Source organism: Rheinheimera sp. F8 (assembly GCF_001518915.1).
In genome coordinates this window covers 2,689,657-2,714,524 of sequence record NZ_CP013656.1, presented here as the reverse complement: position 1 = coordinate 2,714,524, position 24,868 = coordinate 2,689,657, and the positions used below count along the sequence as shown (strand labels likewise).

General features: G+C 52.2%; 20 protein-coding genes. 5 read left to right on the top strand and 15 right to left on the bottom strand.

The genetic code is table 11. The features are described from left to right. The first annotated feature begins 55 nt into the window (after positions 1-55). The gene (locus ATY27_RS12150; protein ID WP_244151287.1) at positions 56-3,139 is read left to right on the top strand and encodes a transglycosylase domain-containing protein; all 3,084 of its coding nucleotides are present in this window, start codon (positions 56-58) and stop codon (positions 3,137-3,139) included. Here ATY27_RS12150 and ATY27_RS12145 read toward each other — a convergent pair. Further along, a complete protein-coding gene (locus ATY27_RS12145) occupies positions 3,136-3,645 on the bottom strand; it encodes a GNAT family N-acetyltransferase (protein WP_208930910.1) in 510 nt (169 codons plus the stop codon). The genes ATY27_RS12150 and ATY27_RS12145 overlap by 4 nt on opposite strands. Further along, positions 3,645-4,427, bottom strand: coding sequence for an SAM-dependent methyltransferase (locus ATY27_RS12140; RefSeq protein WP_208930909.1), 783 nt, complete (start codon positions 4,425-4,427; stop codon positions 3,645-3,647). Before ATY27_RS12140 ends, ATY27_RS12145 begins: the two co-directional genes overlap by 1 nt. A gap of 244 nt (positions 4,428-4,671) precedes the next feature. Here ATY27_RS12140 and ATY27_RS12135 point away from each other — a divergent pair, with 244 nt between their 5' ends. Together ATY27_RS12135 and ATY27_RS12130 are read left to right on the top strand one after the other, a co-directional pair. Further along, positions 4,672-4,938 (top strand): hypothetical protein, encoded by a 267-nt coding sequence (locus tag ATY27_RS12135; RefSeq protein ID WP_208930908.1) that lies wholly within the window; start codon positions 4,672-4,674, stop codon positions 4,936-4,938. A 12-nt stretch (positions 4,939-4,950) separates the two neighbouring features. After that, positions 4,951-6,735: a diguanylate cyclase gene (locus tag ATY27_RS12130; protein ID WP_208930907.1), complete on the top strand. Its 1,785-nt coding sequence runs from the start codon at positions 4,951-4,953 to the stop codon at positions 6,733-6,735. A 24-nt stretch (positions 6,736-6,759) separates the two neighbouring features. Here ATY27_RS12130 and ATY27_RS12125 read toward each other — a convergent pair whose 3' ends face one another. The 5 genes from ATY27_RS12125 to ATY27_RS12105 all read right to left on the bottom strand — a co-directional run bounded on the left by ATY27_RS12125 (position 6,760) and on the right by ATY27_RS12105 (position 12,755). Next, on the bottom strand, positions 6,760-9,183 hold the full coding sequence (locus ATY27_RS12125) for a GGDEF domain-containing phosphodiesterase (RefSeq protein WP_208930906.1): 2,424 nt from the start codon (positions 9,181-9,183) through the stop codon (positions 6,760-6,762). A gap of 4 nt (positions 9,184-9,187) precedes the next feature. Further along, entirely contained in the window at positions 9,188-10,375 is a 1,188-nt protein-coding gene (locus ATY27_RS12120; protein WP_208930905.1) for a hypothetical protein, read from the bottom strand. Further along, positions 10,347-10,532: a hypothetical protein gene (locus tag ATY27_RS12115; protein ID WP_208930904.1), complete on the bottom strand. Its 186-nt coding sequence runs from the start codon at positions 10,530-10,532 to the stop codon at positions 10,347-10,349. The genes ATY27_RS12120 and ATY27_RS12115 overlap by 29 nt, the downstream gene beginning before the upstream one ends. A gap of 47 nt (positions 10,533-10,579) precedes the next feature. Next, complete coding sequence (locus ATY27_RS12110) at positions 10,580-10,774, bottom strand: hypothetical protein (protein ID WP_208930903.1); 195 nt, start codon at positions 10,772-10,774, stop codon at positions 10,580-10,582. A 208-nt stretch (positions 10,775-10,982) separates the two neighbouring features. Continuing rightward, complete coding sequence (locus ATY27_RS12105) at positions 10,983-12,755, bottom strand: choice-of-anchor I family protein (protein WP_208930902.1); 1,773 nt, start codon at positions 12,753-12,755, stop codon at positions 10,983-10,985. Positions 12,756-12,982: 227 nt separating this feature from the next. On the opposite strand from ATY27_RS12105, the gene ATY27_RS12100 reads away from it, so the two are divergent. Then, positions 12,983-13,828, top strand: a complete 846-nt coding sequence (locus tag ATY27_RS12100) for an HDOD domain-containing protein (protein ID WP_208930901.1) — start codon at positions 12,983-12,985, stop codon at positions 13,826-13,828. A gap of 59 nt (positions 13,829-13,887) precedes the next feature. Here ATY27_RS12100 and ATY27_RS12095 read toward each other — a convergent pair whose 3' ends face one another. From ATY27_RS12095 to ATY27_RS12065, 7 genes are all read right to left on the bottom strand, one after another. Then, the gene (locus ATY27_RS12095; protein WP_208930900.1) at positions 13,888-16,074 is read right to left on the bottom strand and encodes a S46 family peptidase; all 2,187 of its coding nucleotides are present in this window, start codon (positions 16,072-16,074) and stop codon (positions 13,888-13,890) included. Between the two features lie 130 nt (positions 16,075-16,204). Beyond that, positions 16,205-18,214, bottom strand: a complete 2,010-nt coding sequence (locus ATY27_RS12090; RefSeq protein WP_208930899.1) for a methyl-accepting chemotaxis protein — start codon at positions 18,212-18,214, stop codon at positions 16,205-16,207. An 11-nt stretch (positions 18,215-18,225) separates the two neighbouring features. Further along, a complete protein-coding gene (locus tag ATY27_RS12085; protein ID WP_208930898.1) occupies positions 18,226-19,140 on the bottom strand; it encodes a carbohydrate porin in 915 nt (304 codons plus the stop codon). 231 nt (positions 19,141-19,371) lie between these two features. Then, positions 19,372-20,373 carry a hypothetical protein gene (locus tag ATY27_RS12080; RefSeq protein ID WP_208930897.1) on the bottom strand — a complete coding sequence of 334 codons (1,002 nt, stop codon included), beginning with the start codon at positions 20,371-20,373 and terminating at the stop codon, positions 19,372-19,374. 3 nt (positions 20,374-20,376) lie between these two features. Beyond that, positions 20,377-21,981: a peptide MFS transporter gene (locus ATY27_RS12075; protein ID WP_208930896.1), complete on the bottom strand. Its 1,605-nt coding sequence runs from the start codon at positions 21,979-21,981 to the stop codon at positions 20,377-20,379. Between the two features lie 77 nt (positions 21,982-22,058). Further along, positions 22,059-23,246, bottom strand: a complete 1,188-nt coding sequence (locus ATY27_RS12070; RefSeq protein WP_208930895.1) for a GGDEF domain-containing protein — start codon at positions 23,244-23,246, stop codon at positions 22,059-22,061. Between the two features lie 82 nt (positions 23,247-23,328). Continuing rightward, the gene (locus ATY27_RS12065) at positions 23,329-23,505 is read right to left on the bottom strand and encodes an oxidoreductase-like domain-containing protein (RefSeq protein ID WP_208930894.1); all 177 of its coding nucleotides are present in this window, start codon (positions 23,503-23,505) and stop codon (positions 23,329-23,331) included. A 35-nt stretch (positions 23,506-23,540) separates the two neighbouring features. Here ATY27_RS12065 and ATY27_RS12060 point away from each other — a divergent pair, with 35 nt between their 5' ends. Beyond that, positions 23,541-23,870, top strand: coding sequence for an MGMT family protein (locus ATY27_RS12060; RefSeq protein WP_208930893.1), 330 nt, complete (start codon positions 23,541-23,543; stop codon positions 23,868-23,870). 2 nt (positions 23,871-23,872) lie between these two features. Here the strand turns inward: ATY27_RS12060 and ATY27_RS12055 are convergent, their stop codons facing one another. Continuing rightward, positions 23,873-24,769 carry a DMT family transporter gene (locus tag ATY27_RS12055; RefSeq protein ID WP_208930892.1) on the bottom strand — a complete coding sequence of 299 codons (897 nt, stop codon included), beginning with the start codon at positions 24,767-24,769 and terminating at the stop codon, positions 23,873-23,875. Positions 24,770-24,868: the final 99 nt, after the last annotated feature.

Sequence of the window (24,868 nt, the reverse complement as noted above, 5' to 3'; positions counted from 1 at the left end):
CGCTTCAGGCTAAAATCTGCGGCTGTTTTTTCAGTTCAGCACATGGATCCAGCCGTTGTCACCGCAACTTCCTTTAGAAAACATTCAGTTTGATAATTACCGGGAACAACCAGCTGGAGTGTCAACTGCCGAACCAGAAGTGACGATACAACGCCGCTCGTTAATTCCGGTGCTGTTACTCTTATTACTGGCTGCCCTTGCCGTGTTGGCCGCTTTTGAGATGCGTACGGCCTGGTATAGCGCCAAACCGATCAGCGAATACGCCAAAACACTGACCTGGCAGCTGCAAAGCGGCCCGACCACGCAGGTTATATACCCAACGGCCGGCCCGTTTGATGAGCGCCACGGTTACACCAAATTACCGACGCTGTTGCCCCGCCTGACCGAGCGCGGTTTTGTGGTAAGGGCCCAGGCTGAATTTTCCCCGGCGATGCAAAGTTTCGCGGCCCAGGGCTTTTTCCCGCCGTATCGGGAGAAAGTCCAAAGCGGTTTGTTTCTGGCAGATTGCCGCAACGAGACCATCTTCGATTTTAACTACCCGCAGCGGGTTTATCGCCAGCCGCAACAAATCCCATTGTTGGTCGCGCATAGCCTGTTGTTTATTGAAAACCGCAATCTGCTGACTATTCCGCCGCACGCCAACCCGGTGATGGACTGGCCGCGTTTTGTCATGGCCGCCGTCAGTCAGGTCGGGAAAGTTCTGGCGATTGGCGGACAGTCGGCCGGTGGCTCTACGCTCGCCACTCAGATCGAAAAATTCCGCCACTCGCCGATGGGGCTGACGCAAAACTTCGAAGACAAAGCCATTCAGATTATTTCCGGCACTATCCGCGCCTATCAGCATGGTCCGAATACCCAGGCCGTCCGCACGCGCATTGTGCAGGATTACCTCAACACTGTGCCGCTGTCATCCGCACCTGGTCATGGTGAAGTGCATGGTGTTGGTGATGCGTTGTATGCCTGGTTTGGCACCGACTTTGAACGCGCTAACCTGTTGCTGAGCCAGCCCGAACAAGCAGACAGCGCCGCGGAACGGGCACGCTATTTCCGCCAGATGCTGTCACTGATGATCGCACAGCGCCGGCCCTCTTATTATCTGTTGCAGGGCCATGCCGATTTGGAAGAGCTGACCGACAGCCATATTCGCTTGCTGGCACGCGCCGGCATCATCGATGCTGGTTTACGCGACAAAGCGTTAAATGAGCGCCTGACGTTTGTCCGGCTGCAACCGAATAAAGCCAAAGACGAAGCCGACAGTCGCAAAGGTATTAATGCAGCCAGACTGCGGCTGGGCAACCTGCTAAATCAGTCTATGTACGATTTAGACCGGCTCGATTTAAACGCCCACAGCACATTGCATGGTGATGTACAGCAAAAAGTCAGTGCTTACCTGAAGAGTCTGGCCAATCCAAATACTGCGGCGCAACACGGTCTGATTGGCGAACGCTTGCTGGCGCCAACGCGCACCGCTGATGTGCTGTACAGCTTTACCCTGTTTGAAAAGACTGCAGACGCTAACCGGGTCCGGGTACAGACTGACAGTACCGATCAACCGTTTGATTTAAACGAACACAGTAAACTGGAGCTTGGCTCCACCGCCAAATTGCGGGTGTTGTCCAGCTATCTGGAAATTATCGCCGAGCTGCATCAGGCGTTTGTTGATGAGTTGCCGGACAGCCTGCTGACGATGGACATTGCACCGAACGACCATATTACACGCTGGGCTGCTAATTACATGGCAACTACTGTCGATCGCAGTTTGCCTGCCATGTTAGAAGCGTCGCTGGAGCGCACTTATTCAGCGTCACCAGCGGAACGCTTCTTTACCGGCGGTGGTCTGCAGGTGTTTAACAACTTCAATAAAGACGAAGATGGCAAAGTGCCGACGATCCGCCAGTCGCTGCAGCAATCGCATAACCTGCCTTTTGTGCGGTTATTACGTGACATCGTCAGTTATGCCAGCAGTTATCAGACACAAGGCAGTACGTCATTGTTATTGCGCGCCGACAACGACCCGAAACGGGAAGAATATCTGCGGAAGTTCGTCGACAAAGAAGGCAGCGAGTTCTTACGCCGTTTCTTCCGCAAGTACCAGCAAAAACCGATGGAACAACGGCTGGAAACCTTTTTTGATGGTCTGAAACAAACGCCGGATCGCCTCGCTGCGGTGCATCGGTATTTACTGCCGGATGCCAGTTTTACCGACTTTGCCGCATTTTTACGCACTAAATTGCCCGATGCAGCCACGCTGACCAATAAAAAGCTGCAGGACATGTATGCCCAATATGGCCCAGGTAAATTCAGTCTGCCGGATCAGGGTTATATCGCCGGCGCGCACCCGCTGGAACTGTGGGTACTGAATTATCTGAACACCCATCCGCAAGCCACAATGAAAGAAGTGATCGAGGCCAGTGCCGAGCAACGCCAACAGGTTTATCGTTGGTTGTTCAAAACGCCAAACCGCAAAGCGCGTGATGCGCGGATCCGTATCATGTTGGAAGTGGAAGCCTTTACCGACATCCATCAGCGCTGGGCCAAACTTGGATATCCGTTTGATCACCTGGTGCCAAGTCTGGGCACGGCACTTGGCAGTTCCGGTGACCGCCCGGCCGCACTGGCAGAACTGATGGGGATAATTCAGAACGATGGAATACGCTTGCCGACCATCCGGATCGACAGTCTGCATTTTGCTGCCCATACGCCTTATGAAGTGCAGCTTGGTTTTAATGCCAGCGCCGGCGAACGGGTGATGCGTCCGGAAGTGGCGCGGGCACTGAAAAAAGCGCTGGGTCAGGTGGTCGCTGAAGGCACAGCCCGACGGTTAAACGGCAGTTTTGTTAAAGCTGATGGCTCGCTGTTCCAGGTCGGCGGCAAAACCGGCACCGGCGACAACCGCGTTGCAACGCAAGTGATCCGCGGCAAAACAGTGGCGTCGACGGCGACCAGCCGCACGGCGACTTTTGTGTTTTACCTCGGTGACAGTTATTTCGGCACGCTGACTGCGTTTGTCCCCGGTAAAGGTGCTGACGATTTCAGCTTTACCTCAGCCCTGCCGCTGCAGGTACTGAAGGGCATGGCACCGATTTTGCGGCCTTATGTGGTGAAAACCAGCCCAATGTGTCAGCCGCTGTCCCGTTAACTTTCAGCACGACAGATCTGATAACGCACTTCAGCAGGCCCTGCAGTCAGAAGCTGCATGCCGCATTGGCGGACCAGCCGTAAAGCGGCCAGATTTTGTGGTTGCATACTGGCCTGCACCTGCACAAAACCGAGGCCCAGAGCCTGTCGGATCAAGCCGGCATACGCCGCTTTGGCAAGGCCTGGCGCCTGCAGACCCGGCAATAACATGATGCCCAGTTCCAGCCATGAGCTGTCGGGCTGTATCGCAAAACCTGCTGCCATTCCCGCCAGTTGTTGTCGTTGATTTTCCACCGTCAGATAGACTTGCTGCAGCGGTAACCGCTGATTTGACCGCAGGCAAGCCTGCAATCTGCTGATGGCGGTAGCTTCAGTTAACAGCTGGCCGACAAACTGCTGGGTACGTGGATCCGTGTAGAGTCCGGTAAGGCCGGGCAAATCTGCGTCGGACAGTGGTCGCACCGTGCAAAGAACGGTTTGGAACGCAAAATGCTCCGGCCGCAGCATCAGCTGTCCTGCAAGGCTTTAAGCCGTGCCAGCAATTGCACATTTTTTTGCAACGCCCTGGCCGGTGGCAACACTAAGGTAGATTTCAGTGTCAGCCGTGCTTTGGGCAATTCCGCCAGTGCCAGCCAATCCATTCTGGGGGTTTCAAATGGCATACTGGCCGCTTCGTAAATCACCACCTGATGATCGGCCGGATAATCAGCGGCGAGCAACTCCACCAGCAACTGTAATTCATCCGCACCAGTGTCAAAACGGGCAATAGAGCGATCGCCAGCCAGCGAGATTTGCCACAGCACTAAATAAGCACTGGGATCAATCAGCCGCTGATAGAACATAAACTGGCTGGCCTCATAGTACTGACAACCGACCCGGCCCGGATCTATGCCCAAATCTGCATGCAGGCAATCCGCCGCGCTGATACCCGCCAGCATCTGCGCTTCATAGCCTTCCAGCCGCGCCAGTTCGATGACTTTATGCGGCGCAAAGGCAAAAACGCCGGGATGACCATAAAAAGCGCCAACGACAAACTTGCCGGCCCGCACCTCGGTCATCATCAAATCGATCATTTGCTGATACGTTTCATGCCGGGATTTCCCCAGAGCGTATAAAGGCGCAAAACTGCGCACATCAGCATTCAATGTCTGCAGCCACTGCTCACTGATGCCATCAGTAACCGCTGCAAATACCACATCCGCCGCCTGTATATGGCTTTTTGCCACTGGCGTCAGATGAGCGCCCAGCATGATACCGGTCCCGACAATCACAATCCTGCCCTGTGTCATATGCCATCCAGCCTGAAGCATTTAAAACCTGATGATTAACATAGCTTTATATCGCAGAGCAAGTATGCTGAACTGCGTGACAACCGAGACCAAAATTCCGTCGTTATTTGAGCAATAAACCTTTTCAGTATCGGCATAACCTGTTTTACTGAAGGGCCGGCAAGGATGTTTTCAACGGCCGGTCCCCACTCCAAGCGATGAGTGGTTTATCTCTGTGTTCATTTTGTCAAAAAAGGAAGATGCTATGTCAGAGTTAGTCCAAATGTTAACGCAACTTGCGGTCAGTACCGCGCCGCAAGCTGAACGCGATAACAATATTGACCGTTTGGCCGATGCCCATCAGTTACCGGCAGCTTTAACCGAAACCATCAAAAACGCCGACCTCTCTGGCCTTGTCCAGTTAGCTGGCGCTCCGGGCCGGGGCTGTTTTGTCATCGTGGCGCCTGATTCACCAGATCAGCCGGACGATGAAGATGAGCCGGAAGACGATGCAAAAATCCGTCGGCATTAAAGGTCTGCATTTGTGTTGAAGATCCTGCTACGGCTGACTTACCTGTTCCTCCTGTTGGATTCAGGGCTGGCATTTGCTCAGGCTGACAGCCCGTCTGGCCGCATTGATCTGATGTTAAGTGAAGCCGACGAACAACGCAGTTCATCACCACAGCAATTTTCAACTTTACTGAGTCAACTGACGCTGGCTAAAGGCGAGATGTCGCCCGGCCAGCGCAGTTATCTCGACTTTCTGACTGCTTACCAACTGGCCTATTCCGGTCAGCATCAGGAAGCAGAAATCCTGTTAAAAGACCTGCTGTTACCCAAGCATGCACCATTGTTACGATTCAGAGCAGCTTATACGCTGGCCAACGTGCAAATTGTCAGACGCCAGTTTGTCGAAGCATTTTCTAATCTGAGTCAGGCCATTTTATTATCGGCAGATGTTGATGACATGAAATGGCGCAATCAGGGCTTGCTCAGTGGTGCAGCCATTTATTCAGAATCTGGTTTATATCAGGAAAGTATTGAGTTCATTGCACTCATGGATACATCTGTCATGAGTCAACGCGATCTTTGCATTGCCGGACAGGTCAATTTACAGAATAAAGTCGCTTTACACAGTCCTGTTGATCTCGCGACGATAGAAAATGCAGCCGAACTCTGCCGGCAAGCTGGCGAGAAAATGGTCATGCATATGATCACGCTGCAACGTGGCTGGTTTTACTTAAAACAACAGCAGCCGGAGCAAGCATTAAAAAGCTTACAGCAACAACGGGCTGATGCCGAAGCGACCGGTTACAACCGGTTATTAATCGGTCTGTACCAGCTGATGGCGCAAGCACAGGCCGAACTCGGTGAGGCTGAAGTGGCGTTGCAACTGATCAAAGAGCTGGAACAGGCGGCAAAAAACCTGCCTTACAGCACTCCCTTGGTGGCTGGACTGCAACTAAAAGCCGAACTGACTGCACAGCTTGGCGATTTCCGACACGCCTATCAGGCTGCTAAACAATTTTCAGAGGCCGAACGCGCCATGCGGGACGACCGCTCTGCGCAGCTGCTGGCCTACCAGCTGGCCAAAGGTGAATTGTTGAAAAAAAATCAGCAGTTACAGCTGATTAAAGAAGAATTTCGCGTGGTAGAGCTGGAAAATCAGCTGAAAAACCAGCAGGCACAACGCGACAGTTTGTATATTGGTCTGCTGAGCCTCGCCAGTCTGATACTGGTCTATGTCACCTACCGGTTGGTACGGCGCCATCGTTATTACAAACTTGCCGCCGAAAACGACGGACTGACCGGCATCAGCAACCGGCACTTTTTTGATTTGCAGCTGCAAAAGCAGGTCAAACGCTGCAAACAACTGCAGAAATCGTTGGGAGTCATTGTATTTGACCTCGATTTTTTCAAGCTGATTAATGACAACCATGGTCATGATATTGGCGACAAAGCGCTGCAGGCCACTGTCCAGATTTGTAACCACTTTATTCGCAGCGGCGATATTTTTGGCCGGATCGGCGGTGAAGAATTTGCCATTGTGTTGCCGGATTGCCAACCAGACAAAGTGTTAATGCTGGCTGAGATCTGCCGCGATGCGATCGAACAGCTCGATTGCAGTCATATTCAGCCCGGTCTGAAGCTGACAGCCAGCTTTGGCGTGTCGTACAGCCAGATCAGTGGTTATCAGCCCAGCGAGCTGATGCGCCATGCCGATCAGGCGCTTTATCTGGCCAAATACAATGGCCGTAATCGGGTCGAAAGTTATGACCAGATGCAGACCAGCCCCGGACGTCCATTAATCCACAGCCCGCTGCGCTAAGCCGCCGGGCCTGTCACCACGCAATTAAGCCAGCCGCAAAAAGCCATCCGGCACCTGTTCAGTCAGGAATTGCTGCAGCTGTTCATCATTCAGCGGCCGGGCAAAATAATAGCCCTGCCCGATATCACATTTATGCTTTTTCAGCAGTTGCAGCTGGGCGCGGTTTTCCACGCCTTCGGCCACCACCGTCAATTCCAGTTTCTGCACCATCGCAATAGTGGAGACGATAATTTGATAGTCGGCATCGTTTTCCAGCATGCCAAATACAAAGGACTTATCAATTTTGATAATGTCGACCGGCATTTGTTTTAAATAACTCAAGCTGGAATAACCGGTGCCAAAGTCATCGATGGCAAAACAAAAGCCCATGCCTTTTAACTGGCGCATCATCTGTAAAGTGGTATCGATGTTTTTGACCAGGGTGCGTTCCGTCAGCTCCAGCTCAAAATGATTCGCTGCTAAACCAAATTCATTTAATAGACCCTGCAGCACCTGTGGCAACAGCGGATCAAGAAATTGACCGGCGGATAAGTTTATCGAAATACGGATATGGCGATAACCCTGATTGATCAACTGCAGCACCAGTTCAAAACTGCGGCGGAACACCCAATAACCGAGTTCTACCATTTGTGGAGAGTTTTCCAGTACGCCGATAAATTCATCCGGCGTCACAATGCCACGTTGCGGATGTAACCAGCGTAATAAGGCTTCAAAGCCGACTAACCGACCGGTCGACAACTCGATTTGCGGCTGCAGTACCAGATAGAACTGCTGCAGGCGGATCGCTTCTTTAATGTCACTTTCCAGCTGAATGCGACTGGACAGGCGCTGATACATCTGTTGGTCGTAACCGGTAAATGCCGCACCGCCCTGTTCTTTGGCGTTGTACATGGCGATATCCGCCTGCCGAATCAGATCATCAGGAATGGACTGCGGGTCCGATGACATTGCGATGCCAATACTGCCGGACACATAAAATAGCTGACCATTGAGCTCCACCGGCTGTTCAAACGCCTGCAGAATACGGTTGGCCACTTCGGCCGGATGCTGATCTGAACTGACATCGGTCAGCACCAGCACAAATTCATCGCCGCCAAAGCGCGATGCCAAATCAGAGGGCCGGATACAAGCACGCAGTCTGCTTGCCGCTTCCACTAATAACAGATCGCCGGCCGCATGGCCCTGCGTATCATTGACCAGCTTAAAATTATCCAAATCAAGGAACAACACTGCGATGCGGCCCGGATGGCGCTCCAGTGCTGCCAGATATTTTTTCAGCTGAAACAATAACATATTGCGATTTGGCAACCCGGTCAGCAGGTCATACATCGCAATATTTTCCAGCTCACGGGTGTTTTGTTCAATTTGCTGATGTAACTGCTCCAGTTCCAAACTGAGCTGATTGGCCGCGGTATCCAGCACATCCAATTCGTCCTGAAACAACAGCGGTGTATTGTGGCCGCGTTCGCGGAATTCGCGGAACTGACGCTGCGCCAGCAGAGGCAAATGTTGCGCCATTTTCAACAGACGCAGACTCAGGCGCTGTGTGCTGAAATAAATCAGCACGGCCAGAAAGGCGAAACAGGCGCCAGCGAAAATCACCATCTGATATTGATATTCCGCCTTGGTCCGGGCAAATTTATTGGTGTCATCCACCAACGCCAGATAATAGCCCTGCCCGTTACCGACTAACGGCAGAAAACTAATCAGATAATGCTCAGCGCCGATAAGTACCGGCAACCCCTTTTCAATTGCCTGTTGTACTGTCGCCTCGGCCGGTAATGCAGAAAACACCGACGCCATCCGGCTGGCGTTGGATAAGCTCAATAACTGCAGTTCACGAGCAGGCCGTTCCAGGTCCCCTTCAATCCGCACTATGGCCACTTCTGAGCCTACGCCCTGCTTCAGAGATGCCAACACATCGAGCAAAGTAGTCGACAACGCCGCAACAGCAACATCACCGCGTTGGTTCTGCACCGGTACCAGAACCAACTTCGAACAGTGTTCGGCGCAGACGATCTCACTAAATGGCTGTAGCTCCATCAGCACCTGCTGAACCGCCTGACGCACCCGGCCCGGGACTTCGGGTGTGGAGGCATATAACAGCACACCGTCTTTATCGAACAGCCACTGATGCTCCACATTCAGATGCAGCGCAATAGTGTCGTAGTGCCGGGACAGGGCTTTGGCAAATTCGGTAAAATCATCCTGCTCCCGGATATTTGCCATATCGGTGAAGGACTCCAGCCAGCTGCGTAGCTGGTTTTCCAGCAGCATATTCAAATGTTCAAACTGCTGCTGACGCAACTGCAGTTGTTTTTGCTGTTGCAGCCGAAAATCCTGTTCCATTTTCACAATGGCAAAACTGGTCAGTACCACGGTCATCAACAACAAGGCACTTAACGTCAGCGCGAGAATTTTCCACGGTAAACTTAAAAATGGCCGCATAGGATCAGAACCAATACATCAGTTGGACCGCCCACATATCGTGGTGCCGGCTGCGGTTAATCTCAATAGCTGGCACCACATTAGGTCCAAGCCGTCCGGTACCCGTGATCCAGTGATACTCCAGTTTCAGCCGTAACTGTTTGGCCAGATCCTGTGTCACGCCTAATCCCCAGTCGCGCTGATACCCGAAATAACGCGGAATAAGACCACCTGATTGCAGTGGCAGCAAAGCGCCGCCGCGATCATCTTTATTCGCGGTATACCAGTCGTAACTGGCATATAGCCGGGTACTGTCTGACCAGTTGTAGCTACCAAGTAAAAATGCGCCCTGGGCAAACTGATTGCGCTCAAACACTGGCAGATAGAAGCCTCTGGCGTGCACCCGCTCTTGTACTAACTCACTGGACAATTCCCACAATTCAGCACTATAACGCCAATTCGCCATCACCCTTTGCACGGTAAAATCACCGTCAAAAAACATATCCACCGGCGCCCGGCGATAGCTGAAATCCGAATCCAGCAACGAAATCCCCCATTGCATCTGACTATCGGACGGACGGAAAAATACTGTGGCCTGATGGACGAATTTCTGCCTGGTGTCGCCCTGAATTTGCGTGGCGATCACACGCTGACTGATCTCGCGGTTAATCGGGGTCGCGCCATAACTCCAGATAAATTCCAGCTCGCCGAGCGCGGTGCTGTTGGTCGATTGCAGCGCCAGGCCATCCGAGCCAACCGCGATATCGCGAAATGCATCAAAATAGACCGATTGCGGTAACACAATCATCGGCCGGGTCAGCGCCACGTCGCGGGTGCTGGAATATAGCCAATGCATGTTTTTAAACCGACCGACATACAGATTCAGCTGCCAGTCGAGGCTATTCACTGCGGTCCAGTTCAGAAACAGGTAATCAATGCGCCAGCCGGTGGCATAGCGATTGCCGCCATCGAGGTACATCACCTGACCAGACACACGCCAGTCCGGACTGAGTTTGTAACTGCCGTTCAGGCCCAATTCGGTCAAGTCAGTGCTGATGTCGCCATCGTCATTAACGAAGTTGCTTTGCTCGGCCTGCATCAGCCCCTGCGAGACAAAACCATGCCAGTGCCAGCTGTCCGCAGCAGATACAGAAAAAACGCCACACAGTGCCAGCAGGCCGCTGCTAAGGCTTAATTGGAATGACTTTAACACCCTGAGTTTCATCCTGTTTCCCGATATAACCTATGGCGCCCGGCGTCGCTGCTATCGCCTGCAACATGGCCTGTTGATCCTGTAATTCGGTTGGGGGAGTTCCTGTCCCGGAATACGTCAGTTTTTGCCAGACCCGTTCCAGTTGATAAGGAAACAACTGGAGCTGGTCACGGCAGAATTGCAGATTCGCCGCAGAACGCGGCGCTAAAGTGAATACATGGCGACACCATCAGGCCAGACGACCTGACGCATCAGATAGATACTGCGCAATTGCGCCTGAGATAATGCGTCCACCTGCACTGAAGGATGGGCGATGACCTGAACTTGCGGCGCCGGCGGGTCGGCAGACACCCCAGGCAGACACAACAACATGCAAAAAACCAGAAATAACCTTTTCACAATGTCCTTCTGTGCTGAACGGATCGGCAGTTCAGGTTGAGTCTGCTAACGAAAGGCAATACAGCCGAGTATAGCCGAACTGCTTAAAAAGCAAAAAAGAATGCCAGAAAAACAACAGTTTACACAAAATTATCATTTACGGAAGTCACAGGTCGCTGAAAACAATTCAGGCCGGCAATGCCGGCCTGAATTCAAACACAGATCAAGTTCAGACTTTCGGGGTCAGTTCAAACACTGTTAAAGTGCCACTGACTTCGTTAGCCATCAGCAATAACGGTTTACCCGTCGGGCTGTTCGCTGCCGGTACAAAAACCAGGGATTCAGGACCCAGGTCACCGGCCTGCGTCACATTGCCGGTCAGCACCGCCGGGACTTTGTCGTCATTGATGTTGTAGACCGCATTCAAATCACGGTTATAGCTGTAGTCAACAAACTGCGGCGCATACGGATTCGAAATGTCATAAACATAAATTCCGCTCATCCGTTCAGTACCGACAAACGCATAAGTCCGGCCATTGATCTGACCAAGCGCCAATGCTTCTGGTTCAGGCCCTTTGTCGTCAGAACGGTTGTCGCCTTCGACGGTCAGGTGGTTCGAGTTAAATTTATCGCCATGCACACCAGCAGCAATGCGTTCTAAGTCGTTGCCACTATCGAATACCTGCTGGCCATTTTGATCCCAGATACTAAAAGAACGGGCGCCATAGGCATACAAAGCGTCATATTCACCATTGGCGTTCAGTCCAAGTGCAGTAGTCACGTTCAGCCGGCCTAATACATCGGCATTGTATGGCTGGCGTGCACTCAGCGCGGCAGAACGTTTGATGGCTGATACCCGTTTTTGCTCAGAAAAACCAGCCCAGTCGCGTGCATCGCCTTCGTTAGCGCTGACGTAAAAAGCACCACCCTGCCAGCCGTAGCTTTGTAAGGTATCTGGCTGATACATGCCAAACAAGCCAGGTACAGTCTGCATATTCACGCCATCTTTGTTGCTGACGTCGAGGCTGTTTTTCGCCAGGCTATGGTCTTTAAAGCCCAGTGGCAGAACTTTATCCAGCTTGGCAGTCGCCAGGTCAATCACCGCTACGGCGTTGTTTTCCTGTAACACTACCCAGGCTTTTTTCAGGTCCGGGCTAAAAGCGATATACTCGGGTTCCAGATCCTGCGCTACGGTCGTGCTGGCCGGGCCGGCAAATTTCACGCCTTTTGCCGCCAGACTGGCTTTGTCGCCATTCAATGCACTGAAGCTGACCGTTTTTGCCTGGGTTGCAGCGACGGCGTTAGTCAGACTGATCAGCGACACAGAACCTTCCGGATCTGCGCTGTAGTCAGCAGCCGGTTCGCCTTCATTGGCCACCAATAACCATTTACCATCGCTGCTGAACGTCAGCATGTCCGGCTGGGCGCCAACCCGGATCGCCTGTTTTAACAGCGGAGCACCCTGGCTCAGGTCATAAATAAGCGCAACACCGGCTTCAGTGCGGTTTTTATTTTCGACTGCCACGGCGAGCAACTGGCCCTGAATACTGATGGAATTGGCAAAACCCAGCGTCACCGTTTCATCCTGATCGGCACTGTTCCGCACAGTGGCGGTCGCTGGCAAGGTTAGTGGCTGACTGGTCAGATTGCTGGCGGTCAGTGGGTCTGACAACGCCTGGCTTTTTATATTGGTACCATCCAGCACTTCAATGCGGTTGGCGGCACCATTTACGACAAATATCCGCTTGGAAGGTGCATGAAAGGCGGTAATTTCCGCAGCGCCGGCACCATAACTGCCGGTGACATAACGGGCGACAGGCAGCAATTGCATGCCGACCGGTGCATTCTGACCGTTACTGCCATTCGCACCTGACGGGCCTGTCGCGCCGGTCTGGCCAGCAGCACCAGTGGCCCCATCCACACCATTTTTACCGTCCAGATCACAGCCGCTCAGCGCCACCGATACCAGCAACGCCGCCACAGAAACTTTTAACGCCTTCATGTTTTCACTCCAGAGACTTAAAAAAACAAGACGTTAGCGATATGGAATGACAGTGGTGTGAAAATGGTGTGGCAATCTGATGACAACGGCATTGGCAAGGACACGGACTGTGTTGCCGTGACGGCCGGCGAAAAAAAATCCGCGAAATACGCTGTCGCCCCTTGTAAATCAGCGCCAGAAGGCAACACTAGACAATGGTCATTGTTAATAAAAAAACGGAGTGGAACTTGAACGCTGCCGAATGTGCTCTTCAGGTTGGTGACATCTTTGCATTGCCTGACACCTGTCTGAAAATTAAAGAAATCATCGATGACGAAATCAGCGATATCGATGAAATTGCCGAGTTAGTGTCGTACGATCCGGTGTTATCTTCCAAGTTACTGCGACTGGCCAACAGCGCCCTGTACAATTTCCCGAAACAGGTTGAGTCGGTACAAAAAGCGGTGCAGGTGCTCGGTGAAACGCAGGTGTATAACCTGGTCGTAGCCAGTGGCGCCGCCGAAGCCTTTGCGACCTTAAAGCCTGATGTGATTGCACTGGATAAGTTCTGGGAGCACAGCATTAATACAGCATTAATTGCCAAACATCTGGCGTTCCATTTGGGCGTGCGCAAAGACGAACCTATTTACTTGTCTGGCCTGTTACATAATCTTGGCGAGCTGGTCGTCGTGCAGGTAAAACCGGAGGTTGCGCAAATCTGTGGTCAGTACAAAAAAGGCGTCAAGCCCTGGATGAAGCAGCAGGCATTATTAGGCTTCAGCTATGCTGACTGTACCGTTGAACTGCTGAAACACTGGCAGTTACCGGAACGGATCATTCAACCGCTAAAACAACTGAATCAGCCGGAATACTCCGCAGCGAACAAAGTCAGTCTGATTTTGCATCTGGCCAGCTGTCTGGCATTGAGTGAAGCCAATGCCGATGTGTTTCAGCTGCATGATTTGGTCGATAAACAAATTATGGAAGTGCTGGGACTCAGCAAAGACGATTTACATGACGCCAGTAGTTTTGCTTTCTTAGAAGGCATGTCCATACTGAGTCTGCTTAATCCGGCGCTATTCAGTATTTTCTGATTGAAGATGACGGGCAGCTGTGATGCTGCCCGTCTTATTGCTATCGCGTATCGACAATATCAGTTACGTACAATCGTCATTTCATCCAGCAGATTTTGCGCGCCATCGACATATTGCATCATCCACAGTACAAAGCGGATATCGACATGGATAGCCCGGGTGATTGCCGGATTAAAGTACCAGTCTTTGCTGATAGATTCGTAGGTCGAATCAAAATTCAGTCCGATCAATTCACCTTTGCCATTCATCACAGCTGACCCTGAATTGCCGCCAGTAGTATCAGCGCTCGACAGGAAGTTCAGCGGCACTGAGTTAAACGGCAACGCCGGGGTTGCACCTAAGTCCGCATAAAAATAACCGTCATATTGTTTGGCCTGATAAGCCTGCACCAGCTTCGCCGGCAGTTGGAACACTCCGGTTGGTTGTTGTTTGGCAATCATGCCACGCACTGAAGTAAATGGCGTTTTATAGACGCCATCTGCTGCCGGATATCCGTCAACATGACCGTAAGTGATGCGCAGTGTACTGTTCGCATCCGGATATACTGGTTTACCTTTACTCTGGTTAAAGGCAATGACTGCCTGCATATATGCCGGACGGGTATTCAGTAACGCGCCCTGAATGGCTTTTTGTTGCTGCTCCAGCGCAATTTGCTGCTGATAGACTGCCACTGCGGCTTTGATAAAGGGGTCCTTACTTGCGGCAAACTCAGCCGGCGTTTTATCAAGCCAGGCCAGCCGGCCGTCACTGGAGCCCAGCGTGGTGCTGTTATACCAGGGTTGCAGTGTGGCGCTGATTTGCGCTGCAGTCATTCCTGGTACCAGACCCAGTGCATCGTCCAGCGCTTTGATCCGAAGATCTGGTTTTTGCTGCAGATACACTGCCAGTTGCTGGCTCCATAACGCCAAATCGACAGTCGGCGCAAAGCTGGTGTCCAAACGTTTTAACCGGCCCTGCCACATTTTCAGGTCGCGTTGCTGATAACCCAGCTCACGCTCGGCATCCGGTTTTTGCCGCTCTTGCGCTAACCGGTACAGATCCTGGGCCGCTTTGAGTAAATCACTGCGTTTGGCATTGTCAAAATACCAGGTTTGCTGCTGATATTGCTGCTCAGCACTGACCACTTCTTTTAATGCTGCCAGCGCTTTCTGATGCACTTTACGGCTGCTATCCGCCGCGATCCAGGCGGCCAGTTCCTGCTGCTGCTGCTGTTTAATGGCGTGAATATCGGTGACTTTAAAGCCATCGAGCAGGCCCTGCATTTTTTTCATCCGGTTGTTGTAGCCTTTGACCACTGAGGCATACCGCACCTGTAGCGCCGGATCTTTGGCTCCGAACTCATCAATGGTCTGGATCATCTGCGAGAAGGTGGTCACACTCGCCGGGTACTGCCAATCGCGGGCAAAGGCAATCTCTTCGGCCAGACGGTAACGACTGGTCTGGCCCGGATAACCTGCCAGTAAAATGCCATCGCCGGCTTTCACCCCATTGGCGTTGATTTTTAGGTGAAATTTTGGCTGATAGGGCACATTGTCTTTAGAAAATGGTGCAGGTTTGCCATCTTTACCAACATAACCACGCAAAAACGAATAATCGCCGGTATGACGTGGATATTCGTAGTTGTCGATATCGCCACCAAAGTTACCGACCGATTCAGACGGTGCGTAAACCAGACGCACGTCCTGGATCATCAGCTGTTTAATCAGGAAAAATTGCAGGCCATGATGAAAACTGACCACGTTACAGCGATAGTTGGCATCGCTTTCACAGGCCTGGATCAATTGCTTGCGGTTATTCTCAATCGCTTCAAAGCGGGCCAGATCGGTCAGTTTAGCCGGCAAAGCCCCGCTGACTTTCGCCGTCACGTCTTCGACCAGCTCGGTGACATACAACCGTTCAGACGGCCCGGCCGGTAACTCTTCAGTCTGCGTTTTCGCCAGAAAGCCATTGGCAATCAGGTTGTTTTCCGCGGTGGAGTTCTGTTGGATAGCACCATAAGCACAATGGTGGTTGGTCACGACCAAGCCTTGCGGCGAGACAAAAGACGCAGAACAATAGCCGAGGCTGACAATCGCATTCATCGGATATTTGCTTAAATCGGCTAAATCGGCGGCTGGCACTGAGATACCGCGGGCACTGAGTTGTTGTTGTAATTGCGGCAGTTGATATGGTTGCCATTGCCCTTCGTCAGCAACAGCAGCGACACTGCAAAGCAGTGCCGCCGGGAACAGAGCGTACTTATACATCAGAAATATCCGTGACTGGAAAAACCTCTAGCCTATAACTCTGTCCTCTGCCCTGCAAGCAGCGACTCAGGCTGGCGCGCTGAACCGACCAGCAAAAGCGTTCTGCCGCGCAATCTGCTGGACCCTCCGCTCAGAAGCGGAACTGCGCCACCAGCCGGTTCAAATCCTGCGCCCGGCCTTGCATCCCATCGATCAGCAATAATGCGCTGCCTGCCTCATGGCTGGAATTGGACGCCAGTGCCGCCACTTCGCGGATTTGGCCGAGCATCTGGCTCAGGGTTTGCGCCTGCTCTGTGGTGGCATTAAACATCCGGTTAATCTGTTCAACGACAGATTTAATCTGATCCTGCACCGAAGCCAATGCAGTGCCCGATTCCTCGCAGGCCTGCATACTCTGGTCGGCCAGCACCACAGATTGTTGCATTTGCTGATGCGACAAGCGGGTTTCCTGCTGGATCTCCGCAATCACCGCCGAAATTTCACGCGAGGATGACTCAGCCCGCTGCGCCAGATTCCGCACTTCTTCGGCGACCACAGCAAAACCACGGCCCTGTTCCCCGGCACGCGCTGCTTCAATCGCGGCATTCAGCGCCAGCAAATTGGTTTGCTCAGCAATGCCGCGGATCACGCCGACAATCTGGTCAATTTTTTCGGCTTTGGCGGTCAGTTGCTGCAGCGCATTGGCCGACTGATGCACAGTATCGCTCATCTGCTGCATCTGGTTGATAGTGCCATGGATGGCGGCATTGCCCTGTAAAACGGCACTGGAAGTTTGTTCCGTCTGTTTCACCACGATGCCACAGCTGTTAGCGATATCCTGTGCCGAATGGTCAAGTTGCTGCATCGCACTGGCAAGGCCCGCGCTATGATGCTCAGTATCTTCAGCTTCCTGTTTCAGATGTTGTGACAGTTGTTGGCTCTGGGCACTGGTGTCAATCAACACCTGCGCACTCTGGTGAATATCCTGCACAATTTGCTGGATTTTGCCGGCGAACAGATTAAAGTTCTGCGCGATCCTTCCAAGTTCATCATCACTTTTCACTTCAAGCCGCCGGGTCAGGTCGCCATCACCGCTGGCGACGTCATGCAGATTTTTTGCCACCTGATGCAGCTGCGTCAACATGCCTTTGCGCACATAAGTACCGATCAATATGAGTAAAATCAATGTAACGCCGCCGGTTGCGATCAGCAGCCTGGCAACATTGGCTGCAGTTTCCGGGCCTTGTTCCACCATCTTTGACGTACTAACATCCAGCGATTGCTGCATAACTTGCAAAGCGCCGACCAAAGCACTGCTCTGTTGCCGGTACTCCGCCTGCTGTTTCTGCATTTTCACTAAGGCGTCCAGCGTCAGTTTGATTTGCTGTTTGTGTTGTTCAAATAATTGCAGATAGGTGTCGCCTAAGGTTGCGTCGCCAAAATGTTTTGGCCCTGGAACGGCAAATAAACCAGTGGCCACCAGACCATCGACGGCGTCTTGCTGGAAAGCAATGGAGTCGTTCAGCTCTTTCACCAGTTCAGTTTTTGGCCCCTGGCGTTTAATTTGCTCGAGAAAATACAATTGGCGGAAAAAACCGATATTCGCTTCCATGCCACCATCAGCGGCGTCCCATTTCCGCTGCAGACCGCCTTCCCAGCTGATAGGCTGACGCGGCGATGAAATCAACGTTTCGACCTGGCTATCGCCGACTTCCTCGACAATTTCACCAATCTCCACAATTTGTGCCACGGTCTTATCCAAGCCAGCGGACTGCTGTTGATAGCTGGCATATTGCTGACTGAGTTGCTGTTGGGCCTGCACAAATTGCGCTAATGCCGTCTGCAGGGTGGTTAACTGGCCGCGCTCTGGCAGAGGGTTAGCCGTCAACGCAGCAATCGCCCCGGTTAATTCTTTTTCGCGTTGATTCAGCGTGGCTAAGTCAACCGGCAGCCCCTGTAACAGCTGTTCCATCGCAAAGAGCTGTTTGTCCACCAGACCGACTGCTTTACCTGACTGTTCCATCGCTGGCCACGCCTGCTGAACTGTGCGTGTTAGCACTAATCCTTGCTGCTGATTGCCCCACCAGCCGACACCGGCAACCGCGACAAATAGGGCAAAAATCAGCCACAGCCCCCAATTCGCTTTTTCCCGCAACGTCATGCTTATCTCCCTCAGAATTGTGCCATCAGCCGCAGCGTCGCAACCAGACTATGGTCAAGTGCCGGGTCAATATGATGTATCCATTGCAGCACGGGCTGCAGCTGTAGCTGTGGTGTCAGGCTCCACTGCCAGTATCCTTCGATCATCTGTTCAGATTGCCGATCTTGTGCTGTCACTGTACTGTGCATCAGGCCGAGTTGGTGGCCCGCCAAAGGCAATTCCCAGACTAAACCCAGCATGCGGTGCTGATGCAAAATATCCACATCGTCATTGAGGCCGGACCAAACCGCAAACAGCGTGAGCTCAGCACTGACCTGTTGCTGATGATTCAGATACCAGCCAGAAATAGCCCGTAACTGCTGTTCGTTTAATGTGGTCCAGTCGCCATGGTGGTGCCAGTAGCCATAAGAAGTACGGCTTTGCGCCGTCACATAACGACCTTCTGCCACCATAAACTGGGAAGAAAAATTGGTATGGTCTTGCCCGGCAAACAAACCTGCCATCCATTGCAAGCCGTGTTCAGGTTCATAAAATACACTGCAGGATGCGGCCGGGTCGTAATAAGTTGGCAAGGCGATTGCCGTCGGTGTAATGCCAAGCGGCGGTGAGATAAAACCGCCGGCCGCAGGCACAAAGGCAAATTCCAGATTGGCATCTACTTGTCCGCATTTCAGTCGGGTTTCGTCATCAAATTTATATTGCAGATACAGTTCGTAGATTTTGCTGAAATGTTCGGCATCAATATTAGAGATACCCTGCACATTACCAGTCAGCAATTCGCCATTGCGGCCACGAAATGCTTTCAGATTGCCGGCAACCAACCACTGTGGTCCGGCTTCCAGTTGCCAGTCCCAGCTGAAGAGTGCCCGGGAAGCTTGTGATTGTTGGTCCTGATAACCGGATAACCAGGAATTATCCGTGATCACACTGAATTCCTGACTAAAGTCAGCCGCGCAGGTGGCGCAGGTACAGCACAAACAGCTCCATGCCAGATTAAATTTGAGCGTCAATTCTCTGCCTCCCTGTCCTGTATAAAACAAAGGTATAGGAAGGCGATTGCCCGCTGTCAAAGCACTGATTGAAATAACAAAAAACCGGATTTTCACCGGTTTTTTCTGGACTTTTCCTGTTTCAGGGTCTAGGCGCCTGGCTGATGGCTATTGAGCTGTAGGCAGCACGGGATTAATGTCCGGCTTCTGACTGAATGTCGGCAACGACGGCGAGCCACAAGCCCGCACCTGATAACGGTAACCATAGGGCTGTTTAGCATCCGGTGTGATGACGAGTACTTCATAATCATTCAGATGTACCAGATGCTCGGCCCCTTGCATCAGGCACTGCGATTTGTTCAGACTTTCGACTGAATATAAAAATCTTGCAACAGTACGGTTGATCCAACCAACTTGCGGATTAATCCCGCTGAGATCAGCAGGCTCCGGCCCAGTTTTAAACAGATCAATGTCCATATCTGATTTTTTGTGCCCTGCAGATGTTCTGGCCTCAACAGTCGAATCTTCCGCCTGAAACATGGCCAAAGCAGCTGTATCGCCGGTCAGATAGCCAGTCATAGCAGCAGTCAGATACATAAACACCACCGGCAAAAATGCCACACGGATTGCAAGCGACAACTTTGGATAAGAACCATTTTGCAGGTGATAACTGCGCACCCCAAGCGGCCTGAGAAGAAGCAATAAACAAAACTTCAGCGTGTGAAGTAACAGATACACCGTCAGCAAAGCGAAGGCGAGGATGAAACACCAAAATGGCGCCAGCAGCATCAAGGTCAGGTTGACACTAAATGGCACCACTTCCGGTCGCACCCCGATCAGGTTATTCACAGAACTATCCGCCAGCGCAAAACAAAAATTAGCCAGCACGGCATAACAGACCAGAATAAAAGCTTTACCCGGCAGGCTGTGCCAAATGCGTACAAATCCCTGCCAGATATCACTGATCACGGCACCGAACAAACTGACACCCAGCAAACCCAGCAGCCAAGGCTGGGTGCCCAAGCTCAGCATCCAGCCAAGCACCAGCAGCGTCGATATCAGATAACAGCGTTGTGCCAGATCCAGCTGCTGCCAGATATGCGCACATCGGCTGCGCCCACCCGACAACCGCTGTACGGCTTTTTCCTGCCAAATCACCAGCTGCTGCATCGGTTAGCTCTGCGTTTGCTGAGCGCGGCGAATTAATCCGGTCAGCACTGGCGACAATAAAAACATCAGCACTGCAGAGCCCAGCCCAACCCAGCCTAAAGTGGCAAACACGCCAGCGTAGATATTCAGTGCATCCGGCACCGCAGTGCCTGCCGGCATCGATGCTAAGGCGCCAAAACGGCCGGCAATCATTTCACCAAAAGCAGAAGCGAGGAACCAGACGCCCATCATCAGACTGACCACCCGCGCCACGGATAAAGCCGTCACAGCTGACAGGCCAATCGGCGATAACGCCATTTCACCGATCACCAGCACGAAGTAAGCCAGAATAAACCACCAGAAACCGGCAAGCCCGGTATCTAATGGGTTCAATGCGGCATATTGCAAAATAAAATGCGCTAATCCGGCACATAACAAGGCGATACCAAATTTGTTGGGCGCAGACGGATTCCAGCCTTTGCGATCCAGCCATGGCCATAACCAGGCGAATGGAAACGCCAGCAGCACAATAAAAAAGGACGCGACAAAGGTCAGTTGTGATGAATTAAAGGCGAAGCTGAACAGCCCCAAATCAAAAGTCGGGCTTTCCATCACGCGATCTGAATACGCCAGCCAGCTGCCGTAAGTCTGCTCATACAGGCCCCAGAACACTGCAGAAATGGCGGTTAACACCATCAGCATGATCATATTGGCGCGCTCCAGCGCGTTACACTGGATAAAAATAAACTTAAACCACCAGACCATCAGCACCAGTGTCAATGCCACCGCAACCACTTCAGTTGCGGTGATTTCAGCGCCGGGCGCCATGCCCAGCATGGCACCTAAAGCGCCAAAGTCGATGCTGGTCTGCAGAATTTGCTGCACCGCAGCCACACCGACTAAAGCCAGCAGATAAATCAGCGTTTCGCGGCGAATACCGCCTACTTTTTCCGTCAGCAGTGCCGGGTTCGCTGGCTCTGCCTGGCCATGGAAATGCTTAGTGCCTTTTAAAAACACCACTAAACCGAGTAATAAACCGATACCGGCCGAGCCAAAACCGTATTCCCAGCCATAGGCAATACCAATCCAGCCAACAAACAAACTGGAGAAAATTGCGCCTAAGTTGATGCCCATATAAAACAGCGTAAAGGCCGAATCGCGGCGCGGGTCGCTGTCGATATACAGCCGGCCGACGATCGTCGAGATATTCGGTTTGAGGAAACCAACCCCAACAGCAACCAACGCCAGCGATGCGTACATCACCTGCAGCGCAAATAAATCAGCGCCACTTTCAGCGCTGGCCTGCGTGCCTTTGTACGCCATGCCTAACATGCCAACGGCCATCAGCGTGCCGCCAAAAGTGACCGCCTTACGCATGCCGAGATATTTGTCCGCCAGCAAGCCACCCACCACCGGCAGCGCATAGGCAAGGCCGGCATAAGTGCCCAGCAGCAGATAACCATTTTTATCGTTGAATAAATGATGTTGTGTCAGGTAGAGAAACAGCAGCGCTTTTAAGCCATAAAAGGCAAAGCGTTCCCACATTTCGGTAAAAAAACAGACAAAGAGTCCGACCGGATGGCCCAGCCATTGTTTTTGGCCAGCCAGCACGTCATGTGTTGAGGTCATAGGGATCCCGGAATTGATTGTTATCATTATGTACCGCCGGATGCGGCATGCGCTGTACTATACCATGCTGAAATGATTTAGGAAGTGGCGCCCGGACTGTCTAAAACGACCATGTCGCGGCCATTCGCTTTGGCCTGATATAAAGCTAAATCAGCCCGGTGTACACAATGATCAATGTCCTGACCGGCATGTAATGCCGCCACGCCATAACTTGCGCGTACGGCCAGATCTTCGCCCTCATAGTGCAGCGGCGACTGGCGTAACAGCGCCTGAAACTGCTGGAGCAGCGGCAGTGTCTGCGCCGGTGTATAACCCGGCAACACCAGTAAAAACTCTTCGCCACCATAACGCACAATCAGGTCCGTTTTAGTCAGCAATTGGCGTAACAAAGCGGCAAAATGACGCAATACCGCATCGCCGGCCTGATGGCCATAACTGTCATTCAGTTGTTTAAAATGGTCGATATCCAGCAGCACCAGACTGATATTCTCGCCTGCAGCCACCCGTTGTTGAAATTGCGGCGCTACTTTAAAAAAGTAACGCCTATTGCTGCTTTGGGTCAGTTTGTCGGTATTGGCATCACTGCGAAGTTTATCAATCAAATCATAGATATAAGAAATTGCTAACCCGCCAATACACAAGGTTTCCAGCGTCAGCGTGACCAGGGTCATCACCATCAGCTGACCTTGTTGGTCTGGTCTGAGTAAATAACCGAAGATCGGATACAGCAGCGGGAGCAACAACAAAGCGACCACTGTGCACAGCAATAAAACGCGGTCGCCGAGATTCCCAGGTCTTTGTTGCTGCCGGATCAGTGAAAACGTAATCAATACCGGAATACAGAAGGAACCCAATGCCAGCGGCAAACGAATAAAAATGTCGTTATGCACCGCTGTAAACCAGAACAGCGCCGCAGCTAACCCCAGCACATGGACCGCGATCCAGCCGAGAAGCCGCGAGCTTATTTCGAGTTGATAGCGCAGTCGTACGCCGCAATAAAACAGATAAACCCCGCATAAATACAACATGTTATTGCAAACAACAGAGAATAAATGCAGGTCGATAAAACGCAGGCAATACACCAGATACGCCAGAAACTCAGTCAGGAAAAACCAGCTGAACAGCTGGAGAGCACGGCGTTGATACGCATTCGGCTGGCCAGGCAGCGAACGGATAAACAGCAGATAGGCGGTCGTCGCAATAAACAGCACCAGCACGCTGAACAATATACTGCTTTGCAAAGATCCGATTTCAGCGACAGCCATGCGACAACATCCTCAAGACCGGCAACCAGCCGGCACTTGATGAACACTAAGCAGGAAACCCGGTTTGAGCAAGTAAAGTGGCTTATTCTGTTACTGTTTTTGATTCAGCCAGGTCTTTTTGCTGTTGCTGCCACAACGCCAGTTGCTCACGATAATAATCCCAGACACAAGGACAACAGCTGCCGCTGCCACAACATTCGTTGCTGCCGGGCGGTTCCGGCTTTTCAAGCAATTTGACAGGAATAGTGGCTGCAGGCATAAAGACTCCGAAAACTTTACTGGTATCAGGTGCAGATGAATCCACATTACAGCCGGATCTGGCAAACAGTGCAACAAATCCCTGCCGGAAAGGTGGCCAGTTATGGCCAAATCGCTGATTTAGCCGGCCTGCCCGGCCGCGCCCGTCTGGTAGGCAAAGCACTGGGTTATAGCCCATCGCCACTGCCCTGGTATCGGGTGGTGCGCAGCAACCTGAGTCTGGCGTTTGCGCCCGGCAGTGCCGAAGCGGCGGAACAAAGCGCGTTGTTACGAGCTGAAGGCGTGTTGCTGCGCGGTGTCAAAGTGCCGGCGCAATACCATTGGCAACCGGATTTGGCTGAGTTGTTATTTAACCTGCAGTTCTGAACTCAGTCATTTTTTGCGGGGAGACGCCAGGCGCGCACTAACCAGCGCAGCGGTAATTGGGACAGTAACATGCCGGTTAACATCAGCGCACAACCGAGCAAAGCACGGGATGTCAGGGTTTCACCCAATAACCAAACCCCGCCGATAGCGGCAAACACGGTTTCCAGACTCAGAATAATGGCGGCATGGGCCGGATGCGCCTGGCGCTGTGCGATAATTTGCAGCGTATAAGCCACTCCGGTTGCAATGACGCCGGCGTATAACAAAGGCACGGCACTAGCAACAATAGCGCCCAGACTGATAGGCTCGAGCCAAAACCCCAGTAGCAGGCTTAAAATACCGCAGACCATAAACTGCAACATCGCCAGCAACACTGGCGTCATTTTGCCGGCGACATGGTCAATCGCCAACAAATGCGCGGCCCAGAAAAAAGCGCCGACGAACAGCAGCAAGTCACCCGGATTCACCACAAAATCACTGGTTACCGACAAAAAATACAAACCAGATAACGCAATCAGACAACCCACCCAGGTATTGGCACTGGTTTTATGTTTCAGCCATAAGCCGAGTAAAGGCACCAACACCAGATATAAGCCAGTGATAAAACCCGTCTTCGCCGCAGTGGTAAATTGCAGTGCAGCCTGTTGCAGACTGGCGCCAATAAATAACAGCAGCCCAACCGGCAATCCGGCCCGGCAGATGGTTTTGATATCCGCGCCCTGCAAATTGTCGTGGCGTTTTTGCCACAGCAATAGTGGCAATAAACTCAGCGCACCAATCAGAAAGCGCACCCCGTTAAAACCAAAAGGGCCTAAATTCTCGAGGCCAAGGCGCTGCGCAACAAAACCAAAGCCCCAGATGGCAGCGGCCAGAATTAACAACAGATTGGATTGCAGCATCGACGGACTCCGCCGCCCGAACCGCCCGGGAGCTACGCCGCAGAAGATTCAGGCCTGGTTGGTATCATGTTGAATGCAGAAGCGTGGCAACTGTGCCGT